Here is a 21,249-nt window from a genome sequence, read left to right on the forward strand (position 1 = left end):
TCTTACGAGACGGTCGGCGCCGGGGACGGCCCGGTCAGCCCGCGCTCGGCCCGCCAGCCGTCGACGATGGCGGCCTGGAGGCCGAACATCTCGGCCTTCTCGTCCGGCTCCTCGTGGTCGTAGCCGAGGAGGTGCAGCACGCCGTGGACGGTGAGCAGCTGGAGCTCCTCGTCCATGGAGTGCTGGGTCGGCGCGTCCTTGCCCTGCTGGGCGGCGACCTCCGGGCACAGGACGATGTCGCCGAGGAGGCCCTGCGGGGGCTCCTCGTCGTCCTTGCCCGGCGGGCGCAGCTCGTCCATCGGGAACGACATGACGTCCGTGGGTCCTGGCAGGTCCATCCACTGGATGTGCAGCTGCTCCATGGCATCGGCGTCCACGACGATCACCGACAGTTCGGAGAGCGGGTGGATGCGCATCCGGGCGAGCGCGTAGCGGGCGATGTCGAGCACCGCCTGCTCGTCCACCTCGGTGCCGGATTCGTTGTTGACGTCGATCGACATGGTCGTGCTGGTCTACTTCCCCTTGGAGCCCTTGGCACCGGTTCGGCCCGTGCCCTGGTGGCTGTCGTACTTCTCGTACGCGTCGACGATACGGCCCACCAGCTTGTGCCGGACGACGTCCTGGGACGTCAGCCGGGAGAAGTGGACGTCCTCGACACCCTCCAGGATCTCCTGCACCTGCCGCAGCCCGCTCTTGGTGCCGCCGGGCAGGTCGACCTGGGTGACGTCACCGGTGATGACGATCTTCGAGTCGAAGCCGAGCCGGGTCAGGAACATCTTCATCTGCTCGGGGCTCGTGTTCTGGGCCTCGTCCAGGATGATGAAGGCGTCGTTCAAGGTGCGGCCACGCATGTACGCCAGCGGGGCGACCTCGATCGTGCCCGCTGCCATCAGGCGGGGGATCGAGTCGGGGTCGAGCATGTCGTGCAGGGCGTCGTAGAGCGGGCGCAGGTACGGGTCGATCTTCTCGTACAGGGTGCCGGGGAGGAAGCCGAGGCGTTCGCCGGCCTCGACCGCCGGGCGGGTCAGGATGATGCGGTTGACCTGCTTGGACTGCAGCGCCTGTACGGCCTTCGCCATGGCCAGGTAGGTCTTGCCGGTACCGGCGGGGCCGATGCCGAAGACGATGGTGTGCTTGTCGATGGCGTCGACGTAGCGCTTCTGGTTGAGAGTCTTGGGGCGGATCGTGCGGCCGCGCGAGGAGAGGATGTTCTGCGTCAGCACCTCGGCCGGGGTCTCGGGGCCGTCGCTCGTGCCCTCTTCGCTCGCCTTGAGCATGGCGATCGAGCGTTCCACTGCGTCCTCCGTCATCGGCTGCCCGGTGCGGAGCACCAGCATCATCTCGTCGAACACGCGCTGGATCAGGGCGACTTCCGCCGGGTCGCCGACCGCGCTGATCTCGTTGCCCCGGACATGGATGTCGGCCGCCGGGAAAGCCTTCTCGATCACGCGCAGGAGGGAGTCGCCGGAGCCCAGCACGGTCACCATGGGGTGCTGTGCGGGAATGCTGATCCGTGCTCTCGCCTGGTCCTGTGCGGAGGTGTGAGCTGTCGGTGTCTGAGTCATGGGCCGGCGCTGATGGCCTGCGTGTCCTCCTGATCACGGCCGCCCCCCTTACGGCGGCCTCGCACGTCCAGAGTACGCCGGGGGGCCGTCAACACCGCAGCGGTTTTCGCCCGTGCGGGTGGCTGCGCCGCGTGGGTGGGCACCCGGCCTCCGGCCGGGTCCAGTGTTCCCACCCGCACCACCCGTGCGACTTTCGTCGTCGGGTGCGGGTGGCCCCTGTGGGGCGGACTCGCCGTCGGCGGGTGCGGGATCTCTGCCGGGAGGGGCCCGTCTCGCTTGCGGCTCTCCGCCGGGAATGGGCTCAGGTCGTGCGGCCGAAGCCGATGGTGGGGACTGCTCGGCGTAGGGGCCAGGGGCGGTCGAGGTGGGTGGGGACGAGGGTGTCGAGGAAGGCGTAGCGGCGTAGGGCGGCGGGGTTCTGGGTGTCCAGGGACTGGACGCGGCGCCACCAGGCGCCGATCTCGGACCAGCCGGGGGCGGAGAGGGAGCCGCCGAACTCCTGGACGGAGAGGGCGGCGGTGAGACCGGCGAGGGCGAGGCGGTCGGCGAGGGGCCAGCCCGCGAGGGTGCCGGTGACGAACCCGGCCACGAAGACGTCCCCGGCGCCGGTGGGGTCGAGGGCCTCCACCGCGATGGCGGGCACCTCGGCGGTCTCGCCGGTGCGCCGGTCCACCGCGTAGGCGCCCTCCGCGCCGAGGGTGACGACCGCGACGGGTACGTGCTCGGTGAGGGCGTGCGCGGCCGCCTTGGGGCAGGTGGAGCCGGTGTAGCGCATCGCCTCCTCCGCGTTGGGCAGGAACGCCTCGCAGTGCTCCAGGTCGGCGAGTCCGGCGAGGTCCCAGGCGCCGGTGTCGTCCCAGCCGACGTCGGCGAAGATCCGGGTGCCTTCGCGGGCGGCCTGGGCGATCCAGGGGGCGCGGCGGCCGGGGGTGAGGGAGGCGACGGCGGCACGCGCGGGCGACGGGCAGTCGGGCGCGGGCTCCTCGGGGGGCGGCTCGTGCCCGTGGGAGATCATCGTCCGCTCCCCCTCGTACGCCATGGAGACGGTGACCGGCGAGTGCCAGCCGGGCACCGTGCGCGAGGGGGTGAGGTCGATGCCCTCGCCCTGGGCCAGCGCGTCCCAGCAGTACTCCCCGTAGTGGTCGTCCCCGAAGGCCGCCGCCAGCGAGGTGCGCAGGCCGAGGCGGGCCAGGGCGGCGGCCATGTTGGCGACGCCGCCGGGGCTGGAGCCCATGCCGCGCGCCCAGGACTCGGTGCCGCGTACGGGGGCGGTGTCCAGGCCGGTGAAGACGATGTCGAGGAAGACGGTGCCGGTGAGGTAGACGTCCCAGGGCGGGTCGCCGGGGGCGCGCAGCGCGGCCAGCGGGTCGATCTGGGCCTGGTGGCGCGCTGTCTGCGTGAGGTGCTCCGGGTCGCCTCCGGTTTCCTCTCCGGCGATCGCGTGGGACGGCATCTGTGCGGGCTCCCTGACGTGGTACGGATCTGGCCAGTGTGCACCACCGACCGGCCGGTGACCGAGGGTTCGGCGGCCGGAATCCGATGGTTCCAGGGGGCTCGCGGGAGTGCGCGGGGGTTACCAGCGGGGCATCACCGGGGTCTGCCAGGCGGGGTCCGCGTGGCGCATCGCGGCGCTGTCGTCCCGGTCGCGCAGGGCGGCGTCGGCGGTCAGCCAGCGGTGGTGGAGGCGGGCGAGGGCGTCCCGGTCGAGGTCGACGCCGAGGCCGGGGCGGTCGGAGACGGTGACGTGCCCGGCGGTGAAGGGCACGCGCTCGGTGAGCACGTCCTCGCCCTGCCAGGGGTAGTGGGAGTCGCAGGCGTGGTGGAGGTCGGGCACGGTGGCCGCGACCTGGGTCATCGCGGCGAGGCTGATGCCGAGGTGGGTGTTGGAGTGCATGGACACCCCGACACCGAAGGCGGCGCAGATCGCGGCGAGGTGCCGGGTGTTGCGCAGCCCGCCCCAGTAGTGGTGGTCGGAGAGCACCACCTGCACGGCGTCGCGGGTGAACGCCTCCTTGATCTCGCCGAACGTGGTGACGCACATGTTGGTCGCGAGCGGCACCCCGGTCAGCGCGGCGACCTCGGCCATGGCGTCGGTGCCGAGTACCGGGTCCTCCAGGTACTCCAGCAGGTCGGCGAGTTCCGCGGCCACCTTCAGCGCGGTCGGCACCGACCAGGCCCCGTTGGGGTCGAGCCGCAGCGGCCGTCCGGGGAACGCCTCGGCGAGGGCGCGTACGGCCGCGACCTCCTCCTCCGGCGGGAAGACGCCGCCCTTGAGCTTGAAGGAGGTGAACCCGTGCCGCTCCGACAGCGCGCGGGCCTGCGCGACCACTCCGGCCGGGTCGAGCGCGGCACCCCACTCGTCCGGGTCCGACCCGGGATGCGCGGCCCACTTGTAGAAGAGGTAGGCGCTGTACTCGACGGAGTCCCGCAGCTTCCCGCCCAGCAGCGCGTGCACGGGGAGCCCGAGCGCCCGGCCCTGGGCGTCCAGGCAGGCCACCTCGAAGGCGGAGAGCACGGACAGCCGGAGCTTGTCGGCGCTCTGCACCCCGCGCAGCCCGCCCGCGTCGACGGCGCCCCTGACCCGGCTCTCGTCCACGGCGAGGTCGAGGGAGAACAGCGCGTTCACATCCGTGACCGAGTGTCCGGTGAGCCGGGCGGCCAGCGGGCGGGCCAGTTCCAGGTACTTGGTGTCGCCGTAGGTCTCCCCGAGCCCGGTGGCCCCGCCCGCCGTGGCCACCTCCACGATCAGCCGGGGGGTGTACGGCTGGTGCACGCCCTGGGTGTTGAGCAGCGGCGGGTCGGCCACCAGGACCGGGGTCAGCCGTACCTCGGTGATGGTCAGGTCCGGGGTCACAGGGCGGCTCCCACGAGGTCGAGTCCGGTGGCGAGGAGATCCTTCAGCGCGGCGAGGTCGGCGGCTCCGGGGTCGATCAGGGGCGCCCGTACGGGTCCGACGCGCGCGCCTCTGAGCCGGGCGGCGGCCTTGACCAGGGAGACGGCGTATCCGGGTGTCCGGTCGCGGAGTTCGACGAAGGGGACGTAGAAGCCGCGCAGCAGCCGGTCGGCCGTGTCGTCGTCCCCGGCGCGCAGGGCGGTGCGGAAGGCGTCGGCGATCTCGGGGGCGAAGGCGTGCACGGCGGAGGAGTAGGCGGGGACGCCGACGGCGGTGTAGGCGCGGGCCTGGACCTCGGCGGTGGCGGCGCCGTTGAAGAACAGGAAGCCCTCGGGGGCGGCGAGGGTGAGCCGCTGGAGCCGGTCGAGGTCGCTGTGGCCGTCCTTGAGTCCGATGACGTTCGGGATGCTCGCGAGGCGCCGCAACGAGTCCACGGTGTAGGCGACTTGGTCCCGCTGGTAGGCGATGAGCGGGAGCCCGGTGCGGGCGGCGAGGTGTTCGAGCTGGGCGACGAGTCCGTCCTGCGGGGCGGCGACCAGGTAGTGCGGCAGCACCAGCAGGGCGTCGACCCCGGCCTCCTCCGCGATGCGGGCGAAGCGGGCGGCCTGCGCCCAGCCGTAGCCGGTACCGGCGACGACCGGCACCTGCCCGGCCGCCTCCTCGACGGCGATGGTGACGACCTGGCGGTACTCGTCCTCGTCCAGGGAGAAGAACTCCCCGGTGCCGCAGGCGGGGAAGAGGGCGCCGGGACCGGCGGCGAGGCGGTCGGCCACATGCGCGCGGCAGCCCTCGGGGTCGAGGGTGCCGTCCTCGTGGAAGGCGGTGAGCGGGAAGGAGAGCACACCCCGCGCCATCCCCTCCCGCAGCCGCCGGGCCACGTCCTGCGGAGCGCCGCTCACCCGCACCATCTCCTCTTGTGAATGCCGTCCACGTATGAGAACTGAGGCTAGGTACCGGTACCGGGGCCGTCAATGGGGCGGGGTGCGGGTGGCGTCCGGGTGGCGTCCGGGTGGCGTCCGGGGACGGTTCGAGCGGACGGAGGGAGCGACAGGGCGCGCGCTGAAGCGGGGCGGCGCGGAGCGGGGGCGCGCAGCAAAGAGCCCCACCCCGCTCGGAAACGGGATGGGGCTCTGTTCGGAGCGCCGGGCAGGCCTTGCACCTGCATTTCCCCGCAGGAAGCGGGGCGTCTTTCCTTGGACCACCAACGCACTGTCCGCCACCGGGAGTTACGGCGACCGCGACGTGAACAACCATAGCGCATCCCGGAGTTCTGTGCGATCACCGTCCGGGCGTTCGAGCGCGAAATCAACGGTGTCTACCCGCCTCGGCGGAGATCAAACGTGATAGTGATCTGAATCACGTCGGCCGAACTTCTGCTGCAAACCGCGTGCTTGATACAACTTGCTCGCGCGCTCCCGTCGGACAGACGGCCGTCGCCCCTCCCCCTCTTTCACTCCTCGTCGAGCTGTCGCTCACGCCTGCCCTGGGAACGCCCGTGTTCGCCCCCCGCTCCATCCCCTGGCCCCTCGTCGCCCTCTTCACGGCCGGGTACCTCGCCTCGTATCTCCTGCCGACCACGGTCGGCCGTCTCGACAGCGCGCTGCCGCTGTCCGCCACCCAGGCCGGGGCCATCGGCAGTGCCCTGCTGCTGAGTTCGGCGTCGGCCGGGTTCACGCTGGCCGCCCGGGTGGACCGGTTCGGCGCCCGTGCGCTCGCCCGGCTGGGGCTCACCCTGGCCGTGCTCGGCTACGGCTCGGCCGCCCTCACCGACTCGGTCCCCGCCGTGGTGCTGGGCGCGGTCGTCGGCGGGTTCGGCTCCGGCACGATGACGGCGGTCGCCGCCAGCGGGATCGCCGCGGGGCGCGATCCGCACCGGGCCACCACGTCCGGGCTGCTCGTGGTCTCCGCCCTGGCGGGCGCCCTCTATCTGACGATCCCGCGCCTCGGGCCCGGCCACGGTCTGCCGCTCGGCGCGGTCGCGCTGACCGCGCTCGCGGTGTGGCCGTTCACCGGCCGCCTGCCCGCCCGCACCGCCCCGGCGGCCGGTTCCGCCGTCATACGCCGGCCGCTCCCCCACCGCCGGTCCGGGCTGCTGCTGGCCGCGACGATGCCCTGCTGGTCGCTGGCGCAGAACGCGCTGTGGGGCGTCAGCGGACGTATCGGCCTGGGGCAGGCGCACCTCACCGAGATCACGGTCGGCGTGGTGTTCGCGGTCGCGCTGGGCGCCGGACTGCTGGGCGTGGTCGGCGCGGGCGCCCTCGGCCCCCGCCTCGGCCGCGCGCTGCCGATCGGGCTCGGTACGGCGCTGATCGCGGGCTGCATCGCGCTCAGCGCCTCGGCCACCGACCTGCCGTCCTTCGCGCTGGGCGAGATCGCGTGGAACCTCTGCTACCCGGTGGTGCTGTCCTACGTGATCAGCCTGGCCGCCGCTCTCGACACCCGGGGCCGCTGGGCGGTGCTGGTCGGCTCGGCCGCGTCGCTGGGCACGGCCGCCGGTCCGCTGACCGGCAGCCTGCTGTCGGCCCACGCGGGCTTCGCGGCGATGGGCGAGATCCTGGCGGTGCTCCTGCTGCTGGCGGCCGTCCCGATGTCCGCGGTCGCCCTGCGGACGGCACCTCGCCGCCTGCGGGTGGTGGAGATCTCCCTGCGCCAGGTGCCGGTGCCGGTGCCGGAGCTGGCCATCACGGACGTGGCCGCCAAGGTCACGCCGGTCACGGTCGGGGGTGTCACCGTCCGGGACCTGGCCGCCAAGGGCATCCCGGCCGTGCACATCCCCCTCACCGACACCCCGGCCGCGACCATCCCGGCGTGACTACGCCTGCCTGCCCGGGAACTCGTACGCCTCGACCTCCGCCAGGTACCGCGCCCGGCGGGGCTCGTCGTCCTCCAGGAAGGAGGCGAGGAAGGAGTTGCGGGCCAGCTCGCGCATCCGGTCCTCGGAGAGACCGAGGGTGTCGCGGACGGCGTGGAAGTTGTCGCCCACGTAGCCGCCGAAGTAGGCGGGGTCGTCGGAGTTCACCGTGCACATCAGCCCCGCCTCCAGCATCGCCGGGAGCGGGTGGTCGGCCAGCGTGTCGACCGTGCGCAGGCGGACGTTGGACAGCGGGCACAGGGTCAGCGGAATGCGGTCCCGGACCAGCCGCTCGACCAGCTCCGGGTCCTCCATGGACCGCAGCCCGTGGTCGACCCGCTCCACCCCGAGCAGGTCGAGGGCCTGGACGACGTACTCCGGCGGCCCCTCCTCACCGGCGTGCGCCACGCGGCGCAGGCCGAGCGCGGCGGCGGCGTCGTAGACCTCGCGGAACTTCTCCGGCGGGTTGCCCACCTCGGCGGAGTCCAGGCCGACCCCGGTGATCCGGTCCAGGTACGGCTTGGCCGCGTCCAGCGTGGCGAGGGCCGACTCGGCGGACTCGTCCCGCAGGAAGCACATGATCAGCTTGGTGGAGACGCCATGGGTCTCCTCGCTGCGGCCCAGCGCCCGCCACAGCCCCTCGATCACGGTCCCCATCTCCACCCCGCGCGCGAGGTGGGCCTGCGGGTCGAAGAAGATCTCCGCGTGCCGCACCCCCTGCGCGGCGGCACGGGCGAGGTAGGCGTCGGCCAGCTCCTCGAAGTCCCGCTCGGTGCGCAGGACGGCCATCAGCTCGTAGTACAGGTTCAGGAAGGACTGGAGGTCCTCGAACCGGTACGCCTCGCGCAGGGCCTCGGTGTCGGCGTAGGAAAGCTCGACGCCATTGCGCTCGGCCAGTCGGAACGCAAGCTCCGGCTCCAGCGTGCCTTCGATGTGCAGGTGCAGTTCAGCTTTGGGGAGGGGCATCGAAATATCGTACGCCCGCCTCCGCGCGCTCAGCCGCGCTTGGGCAGCGGCACGCGGTCCAGGTCGCGGGCGACCGTCAGCTCGCCCTCGAAGCCTGTCGCGCGGGCCTGCCGCTCGAACTCGGTCGGGTCGGAGTAGCGCTGGCTGAAGTGGGTGAGGACGAGGTGCCGTACCCCGGCGTCGCGGGCCACGGTCGCGGCCTGTCCGGCCGTCAGGTGGCCGTGGTCCTCGGCGAGCGTCGCGTCCTCGTCCAGGAAGGTGGACTCGATGACGAGCAGGTCGCAGCCGTCGGCGAGGGTCCGCACCCCGGGGCACAGCCGGGTGTCCATGACGAACGCGAACCGCTGCCCGCGCCGTGTCTCGCTGACCTCCTCCAGCGCGACCCCGCCGAGCGAGCCCTCCCGCTGGATACGGCCCACGTCGGGGCCCGCGATGCCGTGCGCGGCGAGCCGGTCGGGCAGCATGCGCAGCCGGTCGGGCTCGATCAGCCGGTAGCCGTAGGACTCCACCGGATGGGACAGCCGGTGCGCCTCCAGCGTGTAGGAGGGGGTGGTGGCGAGGGGGCCGTCCGTGTCGACGGGCGCCTCGGCCAGGTCGACCGTCTCCCGGTAGGCGGTGGCGTACCGGAGCCGGTCGAAGAAGCGCTGCCCGGAGCGCGGGTAGTGCGCGGTGATCTCGTGCGGCACCCGGTCCAGGTTGATCCGCTGGATCACCCCGGCCAGGCCCAGGCTGTGGTCGCCGTGGAAGTGGGTGACGCAGATCCGGTTCAGGTCGTGCGCGGCGACCCCGGCGCGCAGCATCTGCCGCTGGGTGCCCTCGCCGGGATCGAAGAGGATGCCCTCGCCGTCCCAGCGCAGCAGATAGCCGTTGTGGTTGCGGTGCCGGGTCGGGACCTGGCTCGCGGTGCCGAGGACCACCAGTTCACGTGCCGACATGTGAGTTATCCGGGGGGCCAGTTCAGGCCGCGGCCGCCGAGGACGTGCGCGTGGGCGTGCCAGACGGTCTGCCCGGCGCCGCTGCCGGTGTTGAAGACGGTGCGGTAGCTCTCCAGCTGTTCGCCTTCGGCTACTCCACGGGTCTCCGCGAGGACGTCGGCTGCGAGCTGCGGGGCTTCTGCGGCGAGTTCCGCGGCGTTCTTGTAGTGGGCCTTGGGGATCACCAGGATGTGGGTGGGAGCCTGGGGGTTGATGTCCCGGAAGGCGAGGGTGGTGTCGGTTTCCCGGACCACGTCGGCGGGGATCTTGCCCGCGATGATGTTGCAGAAGAGGCAGTCTTCTTGGGGTTCGCCTGCCATTTCGCTGCGCTCGCTTTCGCCGGTGATCTTTGCCTTCGGCATCCTAGTCGTTCGGGTGCGGGTCCGTTGTGGCTGATCGCGCAGTTCCCCGCGCCCCTAAGAGGTTGGCAAAGTGGGCGGGGTTTTTGCCGGCTGTCTCTCCAGTGCTTCCAGGGCCAGCCTTATCGCTTCGTTCAGTTGGGGGTCCTCGGCCCTTGCCCAGTCCTGGGGGCGCGTCGGGATTTCCACGTCCGGGTCCACTCCGTGGTTCTCCACGTCCCAGCCCGCGCCCTCCATCCAGAAGGCGTACTTGGGCTGGGTGATGACGGTGCCGTCGACGAGGCTGTAGCGGCTGTCGATGCCGATCACGCCGCCCCAGGTGCGGGTGCCGACCACGGGGCCGATGCCGAGGGCGCGGATGGCGGCGTTGACGATGTCGCCGTCGGAGCCGGAGAACTCGTCGGCGACGGCGACGACGGGACCTCGGGGGGCGTCCTGGGGGTAGCTCACGGGGCTCATGCCCCGGGGGAGGTCCCAGCCGACGATGCGGCGGGCGAGCTTCTCCACCACGAGCTGGGAGGTGAAGCCGCCGCGGTTCTCGCGGACGTCCACGACCAGGCCCTCGCGGGCGACCTCCACGCGCAGGTCACGGTGGATCTGTGCCCAGCCGGGGGCCTGCATGTCGGGGACGTGGAGGTAGCCGAGGCGGCCGCCGGAGCGTTCGTGGACGTGGGCGCGGCGGCCCGCGACCCAGGCGTGGTAGCGCAGCGGCTCCTCGTCGGCCAGGGGTACGACGACGGCGTGCCGGGGTTCGCCGCCGCCCGCGGGGGCGACGGTCAGCTCGACGGGTTTCCCGGCCGTGCCGAGGAGCAGCGGGCCGGGCCCGGTGACCCGGTCGACGGGGCGGCCGCCGACGGCGAGGAGGGTGTCACCGGGGCGTACGGCGACACCGGGCGCGGCGAGCGGGGAGCGGGCCTCCGGGTCGGAGGTCTCCGAGGGCAGCACCCGGTCGACGCGCCAACTGCCGTCGTCGTGGCGGGCGATGTCGGCGCCCAGCAGCCCTTGCGGGGTGCTGCCGCCCCAGCCGCCGGGCGGGACCACATAGGCGTGGGAGGTGCCGAGTTCGCCGTGCACCTCCCAGAGGAGGTCCACGAGGTCGTCGTGGGTGGCGAGGCGGCCGAGGACGGGGCGGTAGCGCTCCAGGACGCCGTCCCAGTCGACGCCGCCCATGTCGGGGCGCCAGAAGTTGTCCCGCATGATCCGGCCGGTCTCGTCGTACATCTGGTGCCATTCGGCGACCGGGTCGACGGTGTGCCGGACGCGGCCGAGGTCGACCTTGACGCGGGAGTCGCCGTCCTCGTCGTCCGGGGCGCGGCGGTCGGCGGGTACGACGCGGAGTCTGCCGTCGCTCCACAGCAGGACGCGGCGGCCGTCGCCACTGACCTCGAAGTGGTCGGTGTCGGCGGCCAGTTGCTCCAGCCGGTGCTGGGCGAGGTCGTAGCGCTCCAGCTCGGTCTTGGGGTCGGGGGCGTCGGGGGTGGCGCGGGAGGCGCCGAGGACGCCGCGCACCGGGTGGCGCAGCCAGAGCATGCCGTCCTTGGCCGCGCGCAGGTTGCCGTACCGGGCGGCCTCGACGGGGAAGGGCACGATGCGGTCGGCCAGGCCGTCGAGGTCGACGCGGGTGGCGGGGGCGCCCTCGGCACCGGGGGTCTCGTCCCGGTCGGGGGTGCCGAAGGGGCGGCCGTGGCGCTGGGGGCCGAAGGGGGAGGGTGTGGTGGCGGCGAGGGTGATGAGGTGCGGGCGGACGCCCTCCACGAAGGCGAGATCGAAGACGTGCTGGTCGAAGACGGGGTCGAAGGCCCGGTTGGAGAGGAAGGCGAGGTGGCGGCCGTCCAGGGTGAAGACGGGATCGTAGTCGGCGAAGCGCAGCGGGGTGGCCTCGGTGACGGTGAGGTCGGTGGTGGCCGCGAGCCGGATCTGGGAGAGCGGGCCGGGGCCGGGGTGGGTCCAGGCGAGCCAGCCGGAGTCGGGTGAGAAGGCCAGGCCGTGCGGGTCGCCGTCGCCGCTGCGGTCGACCTCGCGGATCTCGCCGGTCTCCCGCTCGACGAGCAGCAGCCTGCCGTCGTGGGAGGCGACGGCGGCGCGGGTGCCGTCCGGGGACATGGCGAGTTCGAGGACGCGGCCGAGCTGTCCGGCGGCGAGCCTGCGCGGCGCGGTGCCGGGGGCGAGACCGGTGGCGGGCGCGAACTCCAGCGCGTCGTCGCCCTCGGCGTCGGTCACCCACACCACCCATTCCTCGCCGCCCGCGCGGAAGGTGCGCGGCAGCCGGGCCCGTACGCCGGGCTCCGCGGCGAGGGCGCGGGCCGGTCCGGCGCGGTGGGTGACCCAGTGCACGGTGCCGCGCACGGCGACCGCGCTGCCGCGCCCGGTGTGGTCGGGGGTGGCGGAGTCCAGCCAGCGGGCGGCGTCCAGGACGAAGGGCTGGAGGTCGGTACGGGGGCCGCCGAGCCGGATGCCGGGGCGGCGGGGTTCGGCGCCGTCGAGGTCGTCCAGCACCCAGAGCTGTCCGGCGGCGACGTAGACGACACGGGTGCCGTCGCTCGCGGCGTGCCGGGCGTAGAACCCGCCGAGCGGGGTGTGGCGGCGCAGGTCGGAGCCGTCGGCGAGGGAGGAGTACAGGGCGCCGGTGCCCTCGTGGTCGGAGAGGAACGCGAGGCGGTCGCCGACCCAGGACGGGTACTCGATGTTGCCGTCCAGCTCCTCGTGCAGCCGGACGAACTCGCCCTCGCCGTCCCGGTCGATCCACAGCTTGCCCGCGGTGCCGCCCCGGTACCGCTTCCAGGCGGAGGCGTCGCGGTTCATCGAGGCGGACAGCAGCACGGTGTGCGGGCCGTGGGCGACGGCGCCCACCGGGCCGTACGGGAGGGTGGCCGCCGGGCCGCCGTCGAGCGGGACGGCGCGGGCCCAGCTGTGGCGGGTGCTGTGCCGTCCGGCCGCGCTGATCGCCAGCACCTCGCCGTCGGGGGTCCAGCCGCGGACCTGGGTGCGGCTACTGCCCCAGTGGGTGAGGCGCCGGGAGGGTCCGCCGTCGACGGGGGCGGTGTGCACCTCGGGGGCGCCGTCGCGGGTGGAGGTCCAGGCGAGGGCGGTGCCGTCCGGGGAGATACGGGGGTGGTTCACGGGCACGTTGTCGGCACTGACCCGCCAGGCCCGGCCGCCGTCCAGCGGGGCGACCCAGACGTCGTCCTCGGCGGTGAAGGTGATCAAGTCGCCCCGCACATGCGGGAAGCGGAGATACGAGGCGGCGTTTTCCGTGGCAGCACCCTGAGTCACGCGGTCACCCTACGCGCGAACGTCCGCCCACGGACCCGGAATTGATCACTCCCGCGCTACTTGCCCTCGACGGGCCTGCACGAGGGGTCGTTCTCGCACCACAGGGTGCGGGTGACGGTGACGGTCACCGTGGGATTGGGCTGGCCGGGCGGCCGGTACGTGGCGGGCGGAGTATAGGAGGGTGCCGCATCGCAGTTGCCGAGCCCACTGACCCGGAAGACCTGCCGTCCACCGACCTTGGCGACGAGATTCCCGCGCACACACGCCCCGTTCACCGCGCGGGTCACCTTGCCCGTGACGGTGATGTCCCGCCCGTCCTTGGTCTTCCCCTGGCAGTCCACGGTGACCACGGTGGATTCGCTCGGCGTCCCACCGGCCGACGAGCCGCCGTCCTGCCGCCCGGTACAGGTCAGCCAACTCACGTCCACATCACGCCTCTTCAGCGCGTCGGTCGCCGTCGAGTCGGTGGTGTACGCGACCGATGCCGCCCCCAGCTCGCCCGGCTGACATCCCGTCACCGTACCGATGACAAGCGCCACGAGCCCACCGGCGGCCAGCACCCGAATCCCACTCGAAGCCCCCATACACCCCAGCGTCCCACCGCCGCCCCCACGGCGGAAGGCCGCATACGGCCAGTCACCCGAACGTGCGGCGCGGGCCTTTCAGGACCAGCGCCCCGTGCGACCCAGCAGGAGGGCGGTCGCGGCCGTACCGGCGGTGGAGGTGCGCAGCACGGACGGCCCGAGCACGCAGGCGCGGGCGCCCGCCTTCTCGAAGAGCGCCAACTCGTCGCGGGAGACGCCGCCTTCGGGACCGACGACGAGCACGATCTCGCCCTCGGCGGGGAGTTCGGCGGTGGCCAGCGGGACGGACTCGTGGTCGAAGTCGGAGTGCAGCACGGCGGCGAAGTCGGCTTGCGCGAGAAGTGCCGCCACCTGCTTGGTCGTTGCCGTGTCCGCGACCTCGGGGAAGCGGACCCGGCGGGACTGCTTGCCCGCCTCGCGGGCGGTGGAGCGCCACTTGCCGAGCGCCTTCAGCCCCCGCTCGCCCTTCCACTGGGTGATGCAGCGCGACGCCTGCCAGGGCACGATCCGGTCGACCCCGGTCTCGGTCATGGTCTCCACGGCGAGTTCGCCCCGGTCGCCCTTGGGCAGCGCCTGTACGACGGTGATGCGGGGCCGGGGCTCCGGCTCCTCGCGCACCTCGGGCAGCTCGACGATCAGCCGGTCCTTGCCCTCGGTGCCGGTGACCCGGCACAGCGCGTAGCGTCCGGCGCCGTCGGTGAGGACGACCTCCTCACCGGGTTCGAGCCGCTTCACGGAGACGGCGTGCCGTCCCTCGGGGCCGTCGAGTACGTATCGGGTGCCGTCCGCGCGGAAGTGCTCGACGACGAAGACGGGCGCGGTCATCGCGCGTCTCCTCCTTGGGCTCTGATGGGTCGGTACCGCCGCCCCGACTCGCCCCGTACGAGGTTGAGTTCGGCGGCGAGGGTGCGGACGAGTTCGGCCGCGGGCAGCGGCCGGGCCAGCCGGTGGCCCTGGCCCGCCCAGAGCGACATGCCCTGGGCGTCCCCGGCGGCGGTGGCGGCCTTGCGCAGCGGCGCGGTCAGGTGGTGCACGTCGGGGTAGGCGGCGGGCGCGTACGGTCCGTGCTCGCGCAGGAAGCGGTTGGTCAGGGCGCGCGCCGGGCGTCCGGAGAAGGCGCGGGTCAGCTCGGTGCGCGGGAACACCGGGTCGGTCAGCGCCCGCTTGTGGGCGTCGGGGGCGCCGGACTCGGGGGTGGCGAGGAACGCGGTGCCCAGCTGGGCGGCGGTGGCCCCGGCGGCGAGGACGGCGGCGATCTGGGCGCCCCGCATGATGCCTCCGGCGGCGACGACCGGGATCTCGACGGCCCGCGCGACCTGGGTGACCAGGGACAGCAGGCCGAGTCCGGTGCCGTCGTTCTCCGCGAGGTCGCGGTGGGTGCCCTGGTGGCCGCCCGCCTCGATGCCCTGCGCGATCACCGCGTCCGCCCCGGCCCGCTCCACCGCGCGGGCCTCCTCGACGGTGGTGGCGGTGACCAGGGTGACGGTCCCGGCGCGGCGCAGCGCGGCCAGCGCCTCCGGGTCGGGCACGCCGAAGTGGAAGGAGACGGCGGCGACGGGATCGTCCAGCAGGACGGCGAGCTTGGCGTCGTAGCCGTCGTCGCGGCCGCCGTCCGGGTCGCCGGTCCCGGTCTCGTACCAGGCGGCCTCACCGGCCAGTTGCTGCGCGTACAGCTCGACCGCGCCGGACTCGGCGTGGGCGGGCTGGGGCAGGAAGAGGTTGACGCCGAAGGGACGGCTGGTCAGCCCGCGCAGGCGCTTGATCTCGCGGTACATGCCGTCGGCGGTCTTGTATCCGGCGGCGAGGAAGCCGAGCCCTCCGGCCTCGGAGACGGCGGCGGCCAGTTCCGGCACGGCGACACCGCCCGCCATCGGGGCCTGCACGATCGGGTGCACGACGAGATCGGCCAGTGCGGAGGACATGCCCGCATGGTGTCATGTCCGCCTGACAAGTCCGAATCCGGCCCGAGCGAGGGGGCGCACGCGGCGCCCCCCGCCCTCAGCGTCCGTTGAACGCGTCCTTCAGCCGGGAGAACAGCCCCTGCTGGCCGGGCTGGAACTGGCCCGTGGGCCGCTCCTCGCCGCGCAGCTTGGACAGCTCCCGCAGCACCCGCTCCTGCTCGGCGTCGAGCTTGGTCGGGGTGGTGACCTCGACGTGCACGATGAGGTCGCCCCGGCCGCCGCCGCGCAGATGCGTGACGCCCCGGCCGTGCAGCGGGATCGACTGGCCGGACTGGGTGCCGGGCCGGATGTCGACCTCCTCCATGCCGTCCAGCGTCTCCAGCGGCACCTTGGTGCCGAGGGCCGCGGCCGTCATCGGGAGGGTGACCGTGCAGTGCAGGTCGTCGCCGCGCCGCTGGAAGGTGGAGTGCGGCAGCTCGTGGATCTCCACGTACAGGTCACCGGCGGGGCCGCCGCCGGGGCCGACCTCGCCCTCGCCCGCGAGCTGGATGCGGGTGCCGTTGTCGACACCGGCGGGGATCTTCACGGTCAGGGTGCGCCGGGAGCGGACCCGGCCGTCGCCCGCGCACTCGGGGCACGGGGTCGGGACCACGGTGCCGAAGCCCTGGCACTGGGGGCAGGGGCGGGAGGTCATGACCTGGCCCAGGAAGGACCGGGTGACCTGGGAGACCTCGCCACGGCCGCGGCACATGTCACAGGTCTGCGCGGTGGTGCCGGGGGCGGCGCCCTCGCCGCTGCAGGTGTTGCAGACGACCGCGGTGTCGACCTGGATGTCCTTGGTCGTGCCGAAGGCCGCCTCGTCCAGCTCGACCTCGATCCGGATCATCGCGTCCTGGCCGCGCCGGGTGCGCGAGCGCGGGCCGCGCTGCGACGCCGTACCGAAGAACGCGTCCATGATGTCGGAGAAGTTGCCAAAGCCACCGGCCCCGAAACCGCCCGCGCCACCGGCGCCGCCCGCCTGCGAGAGGGGGTCGCCGCCGAGGTCGTAGACCTGCTTCTTCTGCGGGTCCGACAACACCTCGTAGGCGGCGTTGATCTCCTTGAACCGCTCCTGGGTCTTCGGATCGGGATTGACGTCCGGATGCAGCTCGCGCGCGAGCCTGCGGAACGCCTTCTTGATCTCATCCTGCGACGCGTCGCGGCGCACGCCGAGAACGGCGTAGTAATCCGTGGCCACTTACGACTCCGCCAGGATCTGTCCGACGTACCGTGCCACTGCGCGTACCGCTCCCATCGTTCCCGGGTAGTCCATGCGGGTCGGTCCGACCACGCCGAGCTTGGCAACCGCCTCGCCGCCCGAACCGTAGCCGACCGACACGACGGACGTGGAGTTGAGTCCCTCGTGGGCGTTCTCGTGCCCGATACGCACGGTCACGCCCGGATCTTTGGCCTCGCCGAGGAGCTTGAGGAGCACGACCTGCTCCTCGAGGGCCTCCAGCACGGGCCGGATCACCAGGGGGAAGTCATGTCCGAAACGGGTGAGATTGGCGGTGCCGCCGATCATCAGCCGTTCCTCGTTCTCCTCGACGAGTGTCTCCAGCAGAGTGGAGAGCACTGTGGAGACCGTACCGCGATCCTCCGCCTCGAAGGCATCGGGGAGGTCCTCGACCAGACGCGGTACGTCGCTGAACCGGCGTCCGGCCACCTTGCTGTTGAGCCGCGCCCGCAGATCCGCGAGCGGTCCCTCGCCGAACGGGGCGGGGCAGTCGACCATCCGCTGCTCGACCCGGCCGGTGTCGGTGATCAGGACGAGCATCACGCGGGCGGGGGCGAGTGAGAGCAGTTCCACATGCCGGACCGTGGACCGGGTCAGCGAGGGGTACTGCACGACGGCGACCTGCCGGGTGAGCTGCGCGAGCAGCCGGACCGTGCGGGCCACGACGTCGTCGAGGTCGACCGCGCCCTCCAGGAAGTTCTGGATCGCGCGCCGCTCGGGCGCCGTCATCGGCTTCACACCGGCGAGCTTGTCGACGAAGAGCCGGTAGCCCTTGTCGGTGGGGATGCGCCCGGCGCTGGTGTGCGGCTGGGCGATGAACCCCTCCTCCTCCAGCGCGGCCATGTCGTTGCGCACGGTGGCCGGGGAGACGCCGAGGCTGTGCCGTTCGGTGAGGGCCTTGGAGCCGACGGGCTCCTCGGTGCCGACGTAGTCCTGCACGATGGCGCGCAGTACCTGCAGCCTGCGTTCGCTCAGCATGCGCACCTCCATCACGTCGCCCCACGGCCCCTACGGTGTACCGCCTGGCACTCTGCGTGCGCGAGTGCCAGACTTCCCCGGCCAGTGTACGGCCGCGGGGTGCTCACCGGGCAAGGTCGGTGCCGTCCGCCCGGCTTGTCCAGAGCTAGCGTCCGGGTATGACGGTGACTTGGGAAGACCTCGGGTGGGAGCGGCTTGCCGAAGGGGTGGGCCGGTGCCGACTGCCGGGCTGGGACTGCACGGTGGGGCTGGTGGTGGGCTCGGGCACGGCACTGGTGGTGGACGCGGGGTCGAGCCTGGCCGAGGGGGCCGCGCTGCGGTCGGCGGTACGGACGCTGGCCGGGCGGGATGTGACTCATCTCGCGCTGACCCACCCGCACTTCGATCACGTCCTGGGCACCCCCGCCTTCGCCGGGGCGGAGGTCTACGGCGCGGTCGGGCTGGACATGGTGTCCGCGCACGAGCGGGAGGCGCTGCGCCGGGACGCGGTCGACCACGGGGTCCCGGCCGGGGAGGCGGAGGCCGCCGTACGCGCCCTGCTGCCGCCCGCGCACGCGGTGTCCGGCGAGTGGACGCTCGACCTCGGCGGCGGCCGCCAGGCGCTGCTGGCCAACGTCGGCCCCGGTCATACCGCCCACGATCTCGCGGTGCTGGTGCCCGGCTCCCCCGAGGTCGTCTTCTGCGGCGACCTGGTCGAGGAGTCCGGCGAACCGCAGGCGGGCCCGGACGCGGTGCCGTCCCGCTGGCCGGACGCGCTGGACCGGCTGCTGACCCTGGGCGGCGAGGACGCGCTGTACGTACCCGGTCACGGAGCGGTGGTCGACGCGGCTTTCGTACGACGCCAACGGGACGCCCTGGCAGCGCGTTTCGGCGTGTCCTGAGTGTCGCGCGGCAACTTCTCCTATCGTCTGCGAAATGCGCGACTACTCCCCCGACCTGACCGCTCCCTGGAAGAAGCCGCAGCCGGTGCCCGAGGTGGCGGCGGAGGCGGGGCTGGTGGTGGAGGAGCCCGGTACCGGGTTCTGCGGGGCGGTGATCCGCTGCGAGGCGGGCACGGTCACGCTGGAGGACCGCTTCGGCAAGCACCGGGTGTTCCCGCTGGAGCCACGCGGCTTCCTGCTGGAGGGCCGCCCGGTCACCCTGGTCCGCCCGGCCGCCGCCCCGCTGAAGCCCGCCCGCACCGCCTCCGGCTCGCTCGCCGTCCCGGGCGCCCGTGCCCGCGTGGCCCGCGCCGGGCGGATCTACGTCGAGGGCAGGCACGACGCCGAGTTGGTCGAGAAGGTCTGGGGCGACGACCTGCGCATCGAGGGCGTCGTCGTGGAGTACCTGGAGGGCGTGGACGACCTGCCCTCGATCGTGGCCGAATTCGGCCCCGACGCGGATGCCCGGCTGGGCGTCCTGGTGGACCATCTGCTGCCCGGCACCAAGGAGTGGCGCATCGCGCAGTCGGTGACGAGTGAGCACGCGCTCGTGGTCGGCCACCCGTACATCGACATCTGGGAAGCGGTGAAGCCCTCAGCTCTGGGCATCCCCGCCTGGCCCCGCGTCCCCCACGGCCAGGACTGGAAGAAGGGCGTCTGCAAGGCGCTCGGCTGGCCGGAAAACACCGGTGCGGTGTGGCAGGCGATCCTGGCGAAGGTGACGTCTTATCGGGACCTGGAGCCGGAGTTGCTGGGGCGGGTGGAGGAGCTGATCGACTTCGTCACAGCAACGGGAAGCGGTGAGGCTTGACGTCGGGGAGGGTTCCGAAGCCGCTGGTGTCGATTTCGATTCCGAGCGCCTCGGGCGTCAGCGTCTCGCCGAACTTCTGCTTGTGCTGCCTCTTGTAGTCGGCCCGCTCCCCTTTACCCGTGGGCTTCTCCAACAGAACACACTGCGCCATGATCGGGTCGATGATCAGGTAGACCGGGATACCGGCAGCGGCATAGATCGATCGCTTCACGCTGTAATCCCGCTCGACGCTGGTCTTGGACACCACCTCGACGACCATGGTGACCAGGCTCGCCGGGAGGAGCCGTCCCGAGGGGGGAAGGACTTCGGGAGCCACGACCACGAGATCCGGGACGGGCTCACTGGCTTCGTCGACGATGTCGACATCTTGGGTCTGCAGGGGATACCAGCGATCCAACGGGATCTGCCTCTGCGTGAGCAACACGATGAGGTTGTGCACCAGATCCGGGCTCGCCATCATCACGATTTCCCCCCGCAGAAGCTCCACCTTGAGTCCGTCGGGCGGGACGAATCCCTCGAAGAACTCCGCGACTCCACGTTCGTCCACAGCGGTCATCTCCGTGGCCTCCACATTCGCCGCTTATTGTCAGCGGCAGCTTATGAACCAGGTTATGGACCAACCCGGCGTTCCGCAGTCATTCACCCCGGCGAGTGATCAGTCCACCAGATCCCGCACCACCGCGTCCGCCAGGAGCCGTCCGCGCAGGGTGAGGGCCGCGTGGCCCTCGGAATACCGCTCAGGGCGGAGGAGGCCGTCCGTCAGGGCGCGGGCGGCGGCGGCCAGACCGGCAGGCTTGAGCAGGGACAGCGGGACGCCGTCGCGGAGGCGGAGTTCCAGGAGGATGCGCTCCACCCGGCGGTCCTCCTCGGAGAGGAGTTCGCGGCCCGCGCCCGGGGTACGGCCGGAGGCGAGCGCGGCGGCGTACGCGCCGGGGTGCTTGACGTTCCACCAGCGCACCCCACCGACGTGGCTGTGGGCGCCGGGGCCCGCGCCCCACCAGTCGGCGCCGCGCCAGTACAGCTCGTTGTGCAGGCAGCGGGCGGCCTCGGTGGTGGCCCAGTTGGAGACCTCGTACCAGTGCAGGCCCGCCGCGGTGAGCAGCTCCTCGGCGATGAGGTACCGGTCGGCGTGGGTGTCGTCGTCGGTCATCGGGACCTCGCCGCGCCGGATGCGCCGGGCGAGCTGGGTGCCCTCCTCGACGATCAGGGCGTAGGCGCTGATGTGGTCGGGGCCCGCGCCGAGCGCCGCTTCCAGGGAGGCGCGCCAGTCGTCGTCGGACTCGCCGGGGGTGCCGTAGATCAGGTCGAGGTTGACGTGCTCGAACCCGGCGGCGCGGGCTTCGGCGACGCATGCCTCGGGGCGGCCGGCGGTGTGGGTGCGGTCGAGGATCTGGAGGACGTGCGGCTTGGCGCTCTGCATGCCGAAGGAGAGCCGGTTGAAGCCGCCTTCGCGCAGGGTGGCGAGGTAGGCGGGGTCGACGGAGTCCGGGTTGGCCTCGGTGGTGATCTCGGCGTCGGGCGCCAGGCCGAACTCGTCCCGGATCGCGGCCAGCATCCGCACCAGGTCCCCGGCGGCCAGCAGGGTGGGGGTGCCGCCGCCGACGAAGACCGTACGGACCTCGCGGGGGTCGTCGCCGAGCACCTTGCGGGCGAGCCGGATCTCCTCGACGACGGTGTCCGCGTAGTTGTCCCGCGAGGCGAGGACACCGCCCGTGCCGCGCAGCTCGGTGGCGGTGTAGGTGTTGAAGTCGCAGTAGCCGCAGCGGGTCGCGCAGTACGGGACGTGCAGATAGAACCCGAGGGGCCGCTCGGCGGCACCGGCGAGCGCGGCGGCGGGCAGCGCGCCGTCGTCGGGGACGGACTCGCCGTCGGGGAGTGCGGAAGGCATGTCCTCCATT

At 72.7% G+C, this 21,249-nt stretch carries 19 protein-coding genes; 3 read left to right on the forward strand and 16 right to left on the reverse strand.

Annotated features, from left to right (window positions below; all coding sequences use genetic code 11):
• Positions 1-2: 2 nt before the first annotated feature.
• From ybeY to ACI2LY_RS17120, 5 genes are all read right to left on the reverse strand, one after another.
• The gene (ybeY, locus tag ACI2LY_RS17100; RefSeq protein ID WP_030814839.1) at positions 3-500 is read right to left on the reverse strand and encodes an rRNA maturation RNase YbeY; all 498 of its coding nucleotides are present in this window, start codon (positions 498-500) and stop codon (positions 3-5) included.
• A gap of 12 nt (positions 501-512) precedes the next feature.
• Positions 513-1,565 (reverse strand): PhoH family protein, encoded by a 1,053-nt coding sequence (locus ACI2LY_RS17105; protein WP_404707833.1) that lies wholly within the window; start codon positions 1,563-1,565, stop codon positions 513-515.
• Positions 1,566-1,866: 301 nt separating this feature from the next.
• Positions 1,867-3,018, reverse strand: coding sequence for a carbohydrate kinase family protein (locus tag ACI2LY_RS17110; RefSeq protein WP_404707834.1), 1,152 nt, complete (start codon positions 3,016-3,018; stop codon positions 1,867-1,869).
• 120 nt (positions 3,019-3,138) lie between these two features.
• Complete coding sequence (locus tag ACI2LY_RS17115) at positions 3,139-4,419, reverse strand: glucarate dehydratase family protein (RefSeq protein WP_404707835.1); 1,281 nt, start codon at positions 4,417-4,419, stop codon at positions 3,139-3,141.
• Positions 4,416-5,366: a 5-dehydro-4-deoxyglucarate dehydratase gene (locus ACI2LY_RS17120; protein ID WP_404707836.1), complete on the reverse strand. Its 951-nt coding sequence runs from the start codon at positions 5,364-5,366 to the stop codon at positions 4,416-4,418. Before ACI2LY_RS17120 ends, ACI2LY_RS17115 begins: the two co-directional genes overlap by 4 nt.
• A gap of 587 nt (positions 5,367-5,953) precedes the next feature.
• Between ACI2LY_RS17120 and ACI2LY_RS17125 the strand changes: the two genes are divergently transcribed.
• Entirely contained in the window at positions 5,954-7,270 is a 1,317-nt protein-coding gene (locus tag ACI2LY_RS17125; protein ID WP_404707837.1) for an MFS transporter, read from the forward strand.
• On the opposite strand, the gene ACI2LY_RS17130 is transcribed toward ACI2LY_RS17125, so the two are convergent.
• The 9 genes from ACI2LY_RS17130 to hrcA form a co-directional block, all read right to left on the reverse strand.
• Positions 7,271-8,275 (reverse strand): adenosine deaminase, encoded by a 1,005-nt coding sequence (locus tag ACI2LY_RS17130; RefSeq protein WP_404707838.1) that lies wholly within the window; start codon positions 8,273-8,275, stop codon positions 7,271-7,273.
• A gap of 29 nt (positions 8,276-8,304) precedes the next feature.
• The gene (locus tag ACI2LY_RS17135) at positions 8,305-9,210 is read right to left on the reverse strand and encodes a ribonuclease Z (protein WP_404707839.1); all 906 of its coding nucleotides are present in this window, start codon (positions 9,208-9,210) and stop codon (positions 8,305-8,307) included.
• A 5-nt stretch (positions 9,211-9,215) separates the two neighbouring features.
• Entirely contained in the window at positions 9,216-9,569 is a 354-nt protein-coding gene (locus tag ACI2LY_RS17140; protein WP_388993477.1) for a histidine triad nucleotide-binding protein, read from the reverse strand.
• Positions 9,570-9,665: 96 nt separating this feature from the next.
• Positions 9,666-12,815 (reverse strand): S41 family peptidase, encoded by a 3,150-nt coding sequence (locus ACI2LY_RS17145; RefSeq protein ID WP_404708165.1) that lies wholly within the window; start codon positions 12,813-12,815, stop codon positions 9,666-9,668.
• Positions 12,816-12,937: 122 nt separating this feature from the next.
• On the reverse strand, positions 12,938-13,465 hold the full coding sequence (locus ACI2LY_RS17150; protein WP_404707840.1) for a hypothetical protein: 528 nt from the start codon (positions 13,463-13,465) through the stop codon (positions 12,938-12,940).
• Between the two features lie 78 nt (positions 13,466-13,543).
• Positions 13,544-14,290, reverse strand: a complete 747-nt coding sequence (locus ACI2LY_RS17155) for a 16S rRNA (uracil(1498)-N(3))-methyltransferase (protein WP_404707841.1) — start codon at positions 14,288-14,290, stop codon at positions 13,544-13,546.
• Entirely contained in the window at positions 14,287-15,387 is a 1,101-nt protein-coding gene (locus tag ACI2LY_RS17160; RefSeq protein WP_404707842.1) for a nitronate monooxygenase, read from the reverse strand. Before ACI2LY_RS17160 ends, ACI2LY_RS17155 begins: the two co-directional genes overlap by 4 nt.
• A gap of 76 nt (positions 15,388-15,463) precedes the next feature.
• A complete protein-coding gene (gene dnaJ / locus ACI2LY_RS17165) occupies positions 15,464-16,603 on the reverse strand; it encodes a molecular chaperone DnaJ (RefSeq protein WP_388993490.1) in 1,140 nt (379 codons plus the stop codon).
• Complete coding sequence (gene hrcA, locus ACI2LY_RS17170; RefSeq protein WP_086695084.1) at positions 16,604-17,620, reverse strand: heat-inducible transcriptional repressor HrcA; 1,017 nt, start codon at positions 17,618-17,620, stop codon at positions 16,604-16,606. It lies immediately after the preceding gene.
• A 158-nt stretch (positions 17,621-17,778) separates the two neighbouring features.
• Between hrcA and ACI2LY_RS17175 the strand changes: the two genes are divergently transcribed.
• Together ACI2LY_RS17175 and ACI2LY_RS17180 are read left to right on the forward strand one after the other, a co-directional pair.
• Positions 17,779-18,501 carry an MBL fold metallo-hydrolase gene (locus ACI2LY_RS17175; protein ID WP_404707843.1) on the forward strand — a complete coding sequence of 241 codons (723 nt, stop codon included), beginning with the start codon at positions 17,779-17,781 and terminating at the stop codon, positions 18,499-18,501.
• A gap of 34 nt (positions 18,502-18,535) precedes the next feature.
• The gene (locus ACI2LY_RS17180; RefSeq protein WP_404707844.1) at positions 18,536-19,351 is read left to right on the forward strand and encodes a DUF3097 domain-containing protein; all 816 of its coding nucleotides are present in this window, start codon (positions 18,536-18,538) and stop codon (positions 19,349-19,351) included.
• On the opposite strand, the gene ACI2LY_RS17185 is transcribed toward ACI2LY_RS17180, so the two are convergent.
• Positions 19,323-19,907, reverse strand: a complete 585-nt coding sequence (locus ACI2LY_RS17185) for a Uma2 family endonuclease (RefSeq protein WP_404707845.1) — start codon at positions 19,905-19,907, stop codon at positions 19,323-19,325. The two genes, ACI2LY_RS17180 and ACI2LY_RS17185, sit on opposite strands and share 29 nt — an antisense overlap.
• A gap of 99 nt (positions 19,908-20,006) precedes the next feature.
• The gene (hemW, locus tag ACI2LY_RS17190; protein ID WP_404707846.1) at positions 20,007-21,239 is read right to left on the reverse strand and encodes a radical SAM family heme chaperone HemW; all 1,233 of its coding nucleotides are present in this window, start codon (positions 21,237-21,239) and stop codon (positions 20,007-20,009) included.
• Positions 21,240-21,249: the final 10 nt, after the last annotated feature.

Source organism: Streptomyces sp. NPDC002176, from assembly GCF_044903645.1.
Taxonomy (GTDB): domain Bacteria; phylum Actinomycetota; class Actinomycetes; order Streptomycetales; family Streptomycetaceae; genus Streptomyces.

Bases quoted from the DNA above. Each gene is read 5' to 3' on its own strand.
- ybeY (WP_030814839.1), bottom strand. From the start codon at position 500: ATGTCGATCGACGTCAACAACGAATCCGGCACCGAGGTGGACGAGCAG.
- ACI2LY_RS17105 (WP_404707833.1), bottom strand. From the start codon at position 1,565: ATGACTCAGACACCGACAGCTCACACCTCCGCACAGGACCAGGCGAGA.
- ACI2LY_RS17110 (WP_404707834.1), bottom strand. From the start codon at position 3,018: ATGCCGTCCCACGCGATCGCCGGAGAGGAAACCGGAGGCGACCCGGAG.
- ACI2LY_RS17120 (WP_404707836.1), bottom strand. From the start codon at position 5,366: ATGGTGCGGGTGAGCGGCGCTCCGCAGGACGTGGCCCGGCGGCTGCGG.
- ACI2LY_RS17130 (WP_404707838.1), bottom strand. From the start codon at position 8,275: ATGCCCCTCCCCAAAGCTGAACTGCACCTGCACATCGAAGGCACGCTG.
- ACI2LY_RS17135 (WP_404707839.1), bottom strand. From the start codon at position 9,210: ATGTCGGCACGTGAACTGGTGGTCCTCGGCACCGCGAGCCAGGTCCCG.
- ACI2LY_RS17140 (WP_388993477.1), bottom strand. From the start codon at position 9,569: ATGGCAGGCGAACCCCAAGAAGACTGCCTCTTCTGCAACATCATCGCG.
- ACI2LY_RS17150 (WP_404707840.1), bottom strand. From the start codon at position 13,465: ATGGGGGCTTCGAGTGGGATTCGGGTGCTGGCCGCCGGTGGGCTCGTG.
- ACI2LY_RS17155 (WP_404707841.1), bottom strand. From the start codon at position 14,290: ATGACCGCGCCCGTCTTCGTCGTCGAGCACTTCCGCGCGGACGGCACC.
- ACI2LY_RS17160 (WP_404707842.1), bottom strand. From the start codon at position 15,387: ATGTCCTCCGCACTGGCCGATCTCGTCGTGCACCCGATCGTGCAGGCC.
- hrcA (WP_086695084.1), bottom strand. From the start codon at position 17,620: ATGCTGAGCGAACGCAGGCTGCAGGTACTGCGCGCCATCGTGCAGGAC.
- ACI2LY_RS17175 (WP_404707843.1), top strand. From the start codon at position 17,779: ATGACGGTGACTTGGGAAGACCTCGGGTGGGAGCGGCTTGCCGAAGGG.
- ACI2LY_RS17180 (WP_404707844.1), top strand. From the start codon at position 18,536: ATGCGCGACTACTCCCCCGACCTGACCGCTCCCTGGAAGAAGCCGCAG.
- ACI2LY_RS17185 (WP_404707845.1), bottom strand. From the start codon at position 19,907: ATGACCGCTGTGGACGAACGTGGAGTCGCGGAGTTCTTCGAGGGATTC.
- hemW (WP_404707846.1), bottom strand. From the start codon at position 21,239: ATGCCTTCCGCACTCCCCGACGGCGAGTCCGTCCCCGACGACGGCGCG.